The 9,433-nt window shown below is 71.9% G+C and carries 12 protein-coding genes; 5 read left to right on the top strand and 7 right to left on the bottom strand.

The annotated features are described in order from the left end of the window. Nucleotides 1-46: 46 nt before the first annotated feature. Nucleotides 47-823 carry a peptidoglycan DD-metalloendopeptidase family protein gene (locus tag ACLQ2X_RS04460; RefSeq protein WP_425679645.1) on the top strand — a complete coding sequence of 259 codons (777 nt, stop codon included), beginning with the start codon at nt 47-49 and terminating at the stop codon, nt 821-823. Between the two features lie 42 nt (nt 824-865). On the opposite strand, the gene ACLQ2X_RS04455 is transcribed toward ACLQ2X_RS04460, so the two are convergent. From ACLQ2X_RS04455 to ACLQ2X_RS04435, 5 genes are all read right to left on the bottom strand, one after another. Then, the gene (locus ACLQ2X_RS04455; protein ID WP_425679644.1) at nt 866-1,363 is read right to left on the bottom strand and encodes a TspO/MBR family protein; all 498 of its coding nucleotides are present in this window, start codon (nt 1,361-1,363) and stop codon (nt 866-868) included. A 165-nt stretch (nt 1,364-1,528) separates the two neighbouring features. Further along, nucleotides 1,529-1,675 carry a GPGG-motif small membrane protein gene (locus ACLQ2X_RS04450; RefSeq protein ID WP_425679643.1) on the bottom strand — a complete coding sequence of 49 codons (147 nt, stop codon included), beginning with the start codon at nt 1,673-1,675 and terminating at the stop codon, nt 1,529-1,531. Nucleotides 1,676-1,716: 41 nt separating this feature from the next. Continuing rightward, on the bottom strand, nt 1,717-2,442 hold the full coding sequence (locus tag ACLQ2X_RS04445) for a metallophosphoesterase family protein (RefSeq protein ID WP_425679642.1): 726 nt from the start codon (nt 2,440-2,442) through the stop codon (nt 1,717-1,719). A gap of 10 nt (nt 2,443-2,452) precedes the next feature. Next, on the bottom strand, nt 2,453-2,662 hold the full coding sequence (locus tag ACLQ2X_RS04440) for a hypothetical protein (RefSeq protein ID WP_425680004.1): 210 nt from the start codon (nt 2,660-2,662) through the stop codon (nt 2,453-2,455). Between the two features lie 56 nt (nt 2,663-2,718). Continuing rightward, nucleotides 2,719-3,300 (bottom strand): nucleotidyltransferase, encoded by a 582-nt coding sequence (locus ACLQ2X_RS04435; protein WP_425679641.1) that lies wholly within the window; start codon nt 3,298-3,300, stop codon nt 2,719-2,721. A gap of 151 nt (nt 3,301-3,451) precedes the next feature. Between ACLQ2X_RS04435 and ACLQ2X_RS04430 the strand changes: the two genes are divergently transcribed. Further along, a complete protein-coding gene (locus ACLQ2X_RS04430) occupies nt 3,452-4,177 on the top strand; it encodes a dTMP kinase (RefSeq protein ID WP_425679640.1) in 726 nt (241 codons plus the stop codon). Here the strand turns inward: ACLQ2X_RS04430 and ACLQ2X_RS04425 are convergent. Continuing rightward, nucleotides 4,162-4,854, bottom strand: a complete 693-nt coding sequence (locus ACLQ2X_RS04425; protein WP_425679639.1) for an SDR family NAD(P)-dependent oxidoreductase — start codon at nt 4,852-4,854, stop codon at nt 4,162-4,164. The two genes, ACLQ2X_RS04430 and ACLQ2X_RS04425, sit on opposite strands and share 16 nt — an antisense overlap. A 256-nt stretch (nt 4,855-5,110) precedes the next feature. Here ACLQ2X_RS04425 and ACLQ2X_RS04420 point away from each other — a divergent pair, with 256 nt between their 5' ends. The 3 genes from ACLQ2X_RS04420 to ACLQ2X_RS04410 all read left to right on the top strand — a co-directional run bounded on the left by ACLQ2X_RS04420 (nt 5,111) and on the right by ACLQ2X_RS04410 (nt 8,347). Continuing rightward, on the top strand, nt 5,111-6,025 hold the full coding sequence (locus tag ACLQ2X_RS04420) for a MurR/RpiR family transcriptional regulator (protein WP_425679638.1): 915 nt from the start codon (nt 5,111-5,113) through the stop codon (nt 6,023-6,025). Continuing rightward, nucleotides 6,022-6,969: an N-acetylmuramic acid 6-phosphate etherase gene (locus ACLQ2X_RS04415; RefSeq protein ID WP_425679637.1), complete on the top strand. Its 948-nt coding sequence runs from the start codon at nt 6,022-6,024 to the stop codon at nt 6,967-6,969. The genes ACLQ2X_RS04420 and ACLQ2X_RS04415 overlap by 4 nt, the downstream gene beginning before the upstream one ends. A gap of 388 nt (nt 6,970-7,357) precedes the next feature. After that, entirely contained in the window at nt 7,358-8,347 is a 990-nt protein-coding gene (locus tag ACLQ2X_RS04410) for a sigma-70 family RNA polymerase sigma factor (RefSeq protein ID WP_425680003.1), read from the top strand. A gap of 68 nt (nt 8,348-8,415) precedes the next feature. Here ACLQ2X_RS04410 and ACLQ2X_RS04405 read toward each other — a convergent pair whose 3' ends face one another. Further along, nucleotides 8,416-9,381: an NlpC/P60 family protein gene (locus ACLQ2X_RS04405; protein WP_425679636.1), complete on the bottom strand. Its 966-nt coding sequence runs from the start codon at nt 9,379-9,381 to the stop codon at nt 8,416-8,418. Between the last annotated feature and the right edge of the window lie 52 nt (nt 9,382-9,433).

The following is a 9,433-nucleotide window of genomic DNA, read 5'->3' as shown; positions in this document are numbered from 1 at the left end:
AGGATGCCCGCATCATATTGAAGGCTTTCGACATCGGAGGAAGCGGATGCACAAGCGCTGGCTCGCCCTCGGCGCGGGCGTGACGATTCTGGCGGCGACCCTGGTGCCGGCGGCGCCGGCGATGGCCGCGCCGACGTTCAAGGTTCCGTTCCCGTGCAACCAGTCCTGGTCCGGCAAGACCCGGACCGACCACAACCCGGCCAACGCGATCGACTTCAACCGGACCGACGACGCCGGTGACCCGGTGGTCGCCAGCGCGCCCGGCACGGTCGACGTGGTGACCAACCTCGGCGACACCAGCTACGGCAAGTACGTCCGGATCAACCACGGTGGCGGCCACACCACCTACTACGCCCACCTGAGCGCCTTCAACGTCTCGGTCGGGCAGACCGTCGGTTACGGCAGGGTGATCGGCTACGTCGGCACGACCGGTGGGTCCAGCGGCCCGCACCTGCACTACGAGCAGCGCCTCGACGGCAGCTCCGTGAAGATCAGGTTCAACGGCGCGCAGGCGCTCTACTGGGGTGCCAAGACCTACACCAGCGACAACGGCTGCGGCGGCGCGGACACCGGGGAGGGCACCGTCAACACGGCCGGCGCACCGTTGACGGTCCGCTCCGGTCCGGGCACCGGCCACAGCGCGGTCGGCACCGTGGCCGACGGGGCGAGGGTGACCATCCAGTGCCAGACCAGCGGTACCAGCGTCAGCGGCACCTACGGGACCAGCTCGATCTGGGACCGGATCGGCTCCGGCCGGTTCATCTCCGACGCCTACGTCCACACCGGGTACGACGGCTACATCCCCGGCGTACCCCGCTGCTGAACCCGCCGGGCGCGGGGGTGCCGGCCCCCGCGCCCGGCCCGGTCAGGTGTTCAGCCGCCACACCGCGAAGTTCAGCGCCGACGCGAACGTCACCCAGGCCCAGTACGGCAGCATCAGCAGCGTGGCCGGCCGGGAGACGCGCCGGAACAGGGCCACGGTGACCCCGATCGCCAGCCACATCAGCACGATCTCGGCGAACGCCAGCCCGTACCGGCCGGCGCCGAAGAACAACGGGGTCCAGATCGCGTTGAGCACGAGTTGCACCACCCAGGCCCAGACCGCGGGGCCGAAGCCGACCCGGCGCCACACCAGCCAGCCGGCGATCGCGATCAGCACGTACAGCACGGTCCAGACCGGGCCGAACAGCCACGACGGCGGCGCCCAGGCGGGCTGCTCCAGGCTCTGGTACTCGGTGGAGGTGCCCTGGACACCCAGCCCGCCGAGGGCGGCGGCGGCGAACGTTGCGGCGCCGAAGCCGAGCAGGGCCCACCACTTGCGCGCCCCGGCGGTACGCCGCCCGGCGCTCTGCGACATCTCCATGGTCAAGAGGTTTCCGTCAGAGAGGGCGGCAAACCCCTACGCACCGAGCGGTGAGAGTTGCCGGGAACGTGAAACACCGGGGCCGTCGGGCCGTGACGCTTCGATCTGGGAGGACCAAGCGCCCGGGCCCGACGACCCCGGTGGGTCGAGAGGTGGGAGGTGTCGCTAGTTGTTGAAGATGCTCACCCCGCCCGGGCCGACCAACAGGCCGACGACGATCAGGACGACGCCCCAGAGAATCTGCCGACGGAACAGGGCAAGAACTCCGGCGACCACCAGTACGACTGCGAGAATCCAAAGAATCAGCTCCATGGCGGCTGAGATACCCGCGCCGCCGAAGTCGGAAACCTGGCTCAGTCGACCTGATCACCCAGGTGGTAGACGCTGTACGCCTGCTTGATCACCGGGTGCGCGACGTTGCGGACGAGGACCCCGCCGGGGGTGGTGCCGCGCTCGGTGCCGTGGTGGGCGTGCCCGTGCAGCGCCAGCGCGGTGGGCGCCGAGTCGATCGCCTGCCCGAGCTGGTAGGAGCCGAGGAACGGATAGATCTCCGGTGGCTCCCCGACAAGCGTGTCCGGCACCGGCGAGTAGTGGGTCAGCGCGACCAGCGCGTCGCAGTCCAGCGAGAGCAGCGCGGCGGCCAGGGCGTCCGCACTCTCCCGGGTGGTCCGCACGAACGATTTCATCTCCGGTTCGCCGAAGTCGCTGGCGCACCGCCCGGCGAACCCGCCGCCGAAGCCCTTCACGCCGGCCACCCCGAGCCGCCCGCCGGCACACTCGACCACGGTGCCGGTGCCCTCCAGCACGGTGATCCCGGCGTCCTCGAGCACCTTGACCACCTGCGGCACCTGGTCGCACTGGTGGTCGTGGTTGCCGAGCACGGTGACCACCGGTACGCCGAGGTCGCCGAACTCCCGGGCCACGCAGCGCGCCTCGGCCTCGGTACCGTGCCGGGTCAGGTCCCCAGCGAGCAGCAGCACGTCGGCGCTGTCCGGAAGTTGCTCCAGCGCGGGGCGGAAGCGGCCCACCACGTCCTCGTCCAGGTGCACGTCGCCGACGGCGGCGATGCGGATCACCATCGAACCTCCCTCACGGCAGTTCCTCGACCTGGGTGGGCGCCTGCGTACGCGTCACCCCGATGTCGCTGGTGACCGGGGTGTCGGGGAACCGTTCGGTCACCCGGCGCAGGATCTCCTCCCGGCGGTGCGGGCTCTCCACCTCGCCGGAGAGCACCAGCCCGCTCTCGCGGCGCACCACCGTGATGCCCTGTTCGGCCACGGACGGGTCCTCGGTCAGCATGCTCTGGATCTCCGCCTCGACGTACTCGTCGGGCGGTACGTCACCGGACAGTCCGGTCACCGGGTCTCCCTTCCACCGGACGCACCGTCGGGCAGCACGTCCAACCGGTCCAGCAGCACCAGGAACGCCTCCGCGTACGGCGAGTGCTGCGTCTCCTTCCGTACCCGCTCCCAGTCGATCTGTTCCCGCAGCGACCGGGCCAGCGGCAGGGCGCGGGCGAAGTCGCAGTAGTGCTGGGAGAAGCTCAGCAGCTTGTGCACCATGAGCTGGCTGGCCGACAGCACCGGCATGTGGATCGCGTCGACCGGCCGGACGATGGTGTCGGCGAAGGTCTCGTCGGTCACCGGCGACTCCACCGGCCGGTGGATCAGGTCCACCATCCGACCCTCGTCGTACACCTTCACCAACCAGTCCTCCGGCGGACGCTCGGCGGTGAAACCGGCCTCCACCAGTGCCTCCAGGGCCCGGTCGACGTCGGCCTCCCGAAGCAGGAAGTCGACGTCGTGGTCGCTGGAGTGTCCGCCATGCGCGTAGACCGCGAAGCTGCCGCCCAGTGCGAACGGGATCTCGGACTGTTTGAGCACGGCGGCGACCTTCTTCAGCGTGTGTACCAGGGTCTCGTCCCCGCGCTCGGCCATCTTGCGGCTCCCTTGTCGTGGTGGGCGGTGGGACCCCGATGCGTACCCGGCAGAGCCTCCGCCCACACCTGTTGTGGGGCCGGTCCGCCCCGCTACGGTACAAACGTGACGAATCACCGAGGTGATGCGCCGATCGGATAACCTCGGCAAAGTGGCCAGGTCACTGCGTACGCGGCGCGGCGGTGCCCTGCGCGCCGTCGCCCTGATCGGCATCGACGGCTCGGGCAAGACCACCCAGGCCCACCGGCTCGCCGAGGCGCTGACCGCCGCCGGCCATCCGGCCACCTACAAACGCAACGCGGGCGGTCGCCGCTGGCTGGGCCGGCTCGCCCAACGGGTCGGCCGGGCCGATGCGCAGCGGCTGCTCGGGCGCGGCGGCCTGCTCGTGGTCGAGTCGGTGCTGCGGTGGCTGGCCATCGCGCGCGCCCTGCTCAGTTGCCTGGTCACCGGCCGGACGGCGGTGATGGACAGGTGGTCCGCCTGCCAGTACGCCAGCATCCGCGCGCACGGCGGGCAGCGCTGGGAGCGGCTGGCCCGGGTCGGGTACCGCATCTTCCCCGCGCCGCAGGTGACGTTCCTGATCACCCTGGACCCGGCCGAGGCGTACCGCCGCATCGAGCGGCGCGGCACCGACCACGAGAGCATGCGGTGGCTCACCGCCGCGGCCACCGCGTACCGGACGTTGCCGGAGTACGCGAGTTTCGTGGTGGTGGACGGCAGTGGCCCGCCGGACGAGGTGTCCCGTCGGATCCGGGCGCACCTGGGGGAGTGGCTGCCGGACGACCCGGCACCCGGTCCCGGTCCGCTCCCGGGCGGCCCGCCGCACCCGTCCGGCGCCGGCCGGGACGGGCCGGTGCCGGTTCAGGCCCGACCGTAGACCGGGATGCCGGCGCCGCTTGTCGGCGCGGACTCCGCCGAAGCCAGGAAGTGGATCACCGCCGCGATCTCCGCCGGGGGCACCCACCGCCGGTGGTCCGCGTCGGGCTGGGCGGCCCGGTTCGCCGGGGTGTCGATGACGCTGGGCAGCACCGTGTTGCACCGGACCCCGCGCTGCCGGTACTCGACCGCCACCGCGTCGGCGAACGCGCGTACGGCGGCCTTGGCGGTGGCGTAGCCGGCGGCTCCCGGGAACGGTGCGACCGCGGCCCGCGCGGAGACGCAGACCACCGCGCCGTCGCCGGCCGCGACCAGGTGCGGCAGCGCCGCCCGGGTGACCAGGTACGTCGGGCGCAGGTTGAGCCGCAGCATCCGGTCGAACTCCTCGATCGGGGTCTCGTGGACCAGCCCGCCGCTTGCGTACCCGCCGACCAGGTTGACCACCGCGCGCAGCGGCGCGGCCGGGTCCGTGGTGGCCGCCTCGACCGCCCGCGCGGCCCCCTCGGGGGTGAGCAGGTCGGCCACGACCCGGACCGGCTGGTCGCCGTCGCCGTGGTCGTCGGCGTCGCCTTCCCGGCCGGGTGCGACCACCCGCCATCCGGAGCGCAGGAAGGTGGCGGTGACCGCGCCGCCCAGCCCGCCCGAGCCCCCGGTAACCAGCACCGTGCGTTCCGTCATGGGCACACGCTAGCCAACCATCCGACCGGCGGCTGGCCGAGGCCGACCGGCCCGCCCGGTCGCGGCCGTCCGGGCGGCCCGCCCCGCGCGACGGTCGACGTCCCGGACCGCTGTCGGAAGGTGGTCCGCCGGACCGGATGAGGCGGCCGGGCTGCGACGATGGGAACCTTGACGTGGAGCGCCACGGAAGACGGTAAATTTCCCGATACGCGGTGTCATGGTTGACGCTCACGCGCTGTGAAAGTAAGTTTCATCCGTGGCGAAGAGTCCGAAGATTTCTGCGAGTCACGAGTCCGGTGGACTGATCGTCCACATCAGCGGTCTGCTCCCCTCGCTGTCCCCGGCCGAACAGCGGGTGGCCCGGTTGGTCGTCGCCGACCCGGCGGACGCGGCCCGGCGGACCATCACCGACCTCGCCACCGCCGCGGAGACATCCGAGGCGACAGTCATCCGGTTCTGCCGCTCGGTCGGCATGAACGGCTATCCCCAGTTGCGGATCCGACTCGCCGCCGAGGCCGCCCGCCGCGTCGAGCCACCCGACGCGCGGGTGGTCGGCGGCGACATCCCGCCGGGCGCGGACCTGGCCCAGATCATCGCCACCATCGCGTTCAACGACGCGCGGGCCGTCGAGGAGACCGCCGAGCAACTCGACCCGGCGGTCTGCGAGCAGGTGGTCGAGGCGATCGGCGGGTCCGGCCGGATCGACGTCTACGGCGCCGGTGCCAGCGGCTTCGTCGCCTCCGACTTCCAGCAGAAGCTGCACCGCATCGGCCGCATCGCGTTCTACTTCCCGGACGTGCACACCGCGCTCACCTCCGCCGCCCTGCTCGGGCGCGGCGACGTGGCGGTCGGCATCTCGCACACCGGCACCACCTCCGACGTCATCGAGGTGCTGGAACAGGCGCGGGCACGCGGCGCCACCACCGTGGCGCTCACCAACTTCCCCCGCTCGCCGATCACCGAGGTCGCCGATCACGTGCTCACCACCGCCGCCCGGGAGACGACCTACCGCTCCGGCGCGACCGCCAGCCGGCTGGCCCAGCTCACCGTGGTCGACTGCCTCTTCGTCGGGGTGGCCGCGAGGAGCCGGGCAAGAACGAAGAAGGCGCTCGAAGCCACCGCCGAGGCCGTCCGGTCGCACCGGGTCGGCCCCGGGCGGAGGCGGGGATGACGGCGGGTCGGGTGGAGCGCGAACCGGTGGCCGCGGTGCGACCTGTGGTGCGCGTCGGCGCGCCGACCGAACGGCGCAACCCGCTCAGCGTCGACCTGGACCTGATGTCCACCCGCGACGTCCTCACCGTGATCAACGAGGCCGACCGGCGGGTGCCGGCGGCGGTCACCGCCGTGCTCGCCGAGATCGCCGAGACCGTCGACCTGGCCGTCGCCGCGCTGCGCGGCGGGCACCGGGTGCACTACTTCGGCGCCGGCACCTCCGGCCGCCTCGGCGTGCTGGACGCGGCCGAGCTGGCCCCCACGTTCAACTCGCCGCGGCACTGGTTCTGCGCGCACCTGGCCGGAGGGCCGGAGGCGATGTGGCGGGCCGTCGAGGACGCCGAGGACGACGAGCGCGGTGGCGCCGCCGAGGCCGCCGAGTGCGTCCACGCCGGTGACCTGGTGGTGGGCCTGGCGGCCAGCGGGCGCACCCCGTACGTCCTCGGGGCGCTCGCCGCGTCCCGGACAGGCGGGGCCGGGACGGTCCTGCTGTGCGCGAACCCGGAGGCCGAGGCCGCCGCGGCGGTGGACGTGTTCATCGGGGTGGACACCGGACCCGAGGTGGTCACCGGGTCGACCCGGATGAAGGCCGGCACCGCGCAGAAGTTGGTGCTCAACACGTTCTCCACGGCGGTGATGGTGCGCCTGGGGCGCGTCTACTCGAACCTCATGATCGACATGGTTGCCACCAACGCCAAACTGCGCGGCCGCATGATCTCGATCCTCATGGAGGCCACCGGCTGTGCCGAGGAGGTGTGCCGGGTCGCGCTGCGCGAGGCCGACGGCGACCTCAAGACCGCCCTGGTCGCGCTGGTCTCCGGCGCGGAGGTGCCGGCCGCCCGGGCCGCGCTGGCCCGCTCCGCCCACCAGGTACGCGGCGCCCTGGCCCTGCTCGCCCCCTGACCGCCGGTCGGTCGGCCGCATCCCCGCCGCCCACCCCGCATCCGCGAGGTGGGTGCGACGCGTATCACGGGCGGGGAGGGGACGGCTTTCCCCGCCCGGATTGTTCAACGAGGCGGAGGGTAATCCGACGAGCGTGGCTGAACCGATCGGCCCACGGGTGCGTATCCCGCACTGACCGGGATCGCTGCGGCTGCCGTTGCACGGGTGGTCGGACAGCCGCCGGAACCGGGTCCCTAACAGGAAACATGGACCGGGCTCTCAGCTACTACTCAGGCATTCGTGACAGTTTCGACTCACGGCATGGAATCCCCGACGCGTCGCATCTGTTGTGTAGGTGTCAGCACCTACGGGCACAGCGGAGGTTACGGGAGGGCTGATGAACGTGGGGATGGCAAGGAACCGGGCAACCGGCGCGAGCGAGGGGACCGTGGCAATCGTGGACAAGAACATCGGCATGCGTACCGACGAGGTCGCCGAGGAGCGGGACCTGGTCGGCGTCTACCTGCACGAGATCTCCCGTACGCCGCTGCTGGACGCCGCCCGGGAGGTCGATCTCTCCAAGGCGATCGAGGCCGGCCTCTACGCCGAGCACCTGCTCGACTCCGACCAGGTGCCCGACGGCGTCACCCGGGCGGAACTGGAGCAGGTGGTCACCGACGGCGACCGCGCCAAGGACCTGTTCATCCGCGCGAACCTGCGGCTGGTCGTCTCGATCGCCCGACGTTACGTGCGCTCCGGCATGCCCATGCTGGACCTGATCCAGGAGGGCAACACCGGCCTGGTCCGCGCGGTCGAGAAGTTCGACTACGAGCGGGGTTTCAAGTTCTCCACCTACGCGACCTGGTGGATCCGGCAGGCAATCAGCCGGGCGATCGCCCAGCAGGAGCGGACCGTACGGCTGCCCGTGCACCTGGTGGAGGACGTCAACCGGATGCGCAACGTGGCCCGGCAGCTCACCCGTGAGCTGGGCGGCGACCCGGAGCCGGAGCAGATCGCGAAGTCGCTCGGCGTCACCGTCGAGCGGGTCAACGAGCTGGTCCGCTGGTCGCAGGACACCGTGTCGCTGGACACCCCGGTGGGCGACGACGGCGACACCAAGCTCGGTGACCTGGTCGCCGACAGCGACGCGCCGTCGCCGGAGGAGATCGTGCTCACCGGCCTGGAGCGGCAGCGGATCGAGGGCCTGCTCAACCACCTCGACGACCGGTCCGCCGGCATCATGCGGGCCCGGTACGGCCTGGAGGACGGGCGGGAGCACTCGCTGACCGAGGTCGCCTCGCGGTTCTCGCTGTCCCGGGAGCGGATCCGTCAGCTGGAGATCCAGGCGCTGGGCCGGCTGCGTGAGCTGGCTCGCGCGGAAGGGCTCCAGGCGGCCTGACCGGGCACGAACGAGCAAACGAACGGCCGGCGCCCGACAGGGGACGCCGGCCGTTCGCCGTCTCGTGGTCAGACCCGGCCGTAGCCCGCGATCGACATGATGTTCATGCCGCGTTTGCTGACGTTGCGGCCCGCGCTGGGCGCGTCGATGATCTGGCCGCTGCCGACGTAGAGCGCCACATGCCCGAGCCCGGAGTAGAACACCAGGTCACCCGGTTGCAGCTCGCTGCGGCTGATCCGGGTGGTCGCGCTCCACTGTCGCGCCGCGCTGTGCGGCAGTGACTTCCCGGCCGTCCGCCACGCGGCGAGCGTCAGACCCGAACAGTCGTAGCTGCCGGGGCCGTCGTTGCCGTAGCCGTAGGGCTTGCCGACCGCGCCGTAGGCGTACCGCACGGCCACGCCGGCCTTGCCGGACACGGCCGGGGGAGTGCCCGCGGAACTGGCCTTGCCGGGCGCCTCGGTGGCCCGGCCGTACGCCTTGCGGCGCGCCTCGTAGAGGTCGGACAGGTCCGCCTCGATCCGCGTCTTCGCGGCCTTGAGCTGCTTGGCCTGCACCGCCTCGCGGGCGAGCGTGGCGTCCAGCCGGGTCTTCTGGTCGATCAGCCGTCGCTGGTCGTCGGTGAACCCGGTGATGACGCGCTGCCGCTGGCGGGTCAGCTGGTCGAGCGTGCCCAACCGCTCCGGCAGCGACGCCTGACCGCCCGGCTCCAGCAGGGCGGCCGCGGCACGCATGCCGCCGGTCTTGTAGGCGGTGGCGGCGAGCAGCCCCACGTCGGCGCGGCTGCGTTCGGCCTGTTCCTGGAGGGGGCCGATCCGGGCCTGGAGCTTGGCCGCCGTGGCCTTGTTGGCCTTGATGTCCTCGTTGAGGTTGTTGTAGGACTCGACGATTCGCTCCAGCTCAGTCGAGGACTTCTCGATCTGCTTCGTCAGCTCGGCGGGGGTGGGCTCGGCCCGGGCCACCTGTGCCGGGGCGAGCAGCGCGACCGACAGGCCGGCCACCGCCAGTGAGCGGAGCAGTATCCGTAAGGACGACAAGAGCGGAAAGCTCCTCTCCCACAGCCGTCGGGGCGCGTTCGCGAACCCGGCG

This window comes from Micromonospora sp. DT31, assembly GCF_049841795.1.
Lineage (GTDB): Bacteria > Actinomycetota > Actinomycetes > Mycobacteriales > Micromonosporaceae > Micromonospora.
Note: the sequence above shows the minus strand (reverse complement) of the source record. Positions and strands in the feature narration are given on the sequence as shown.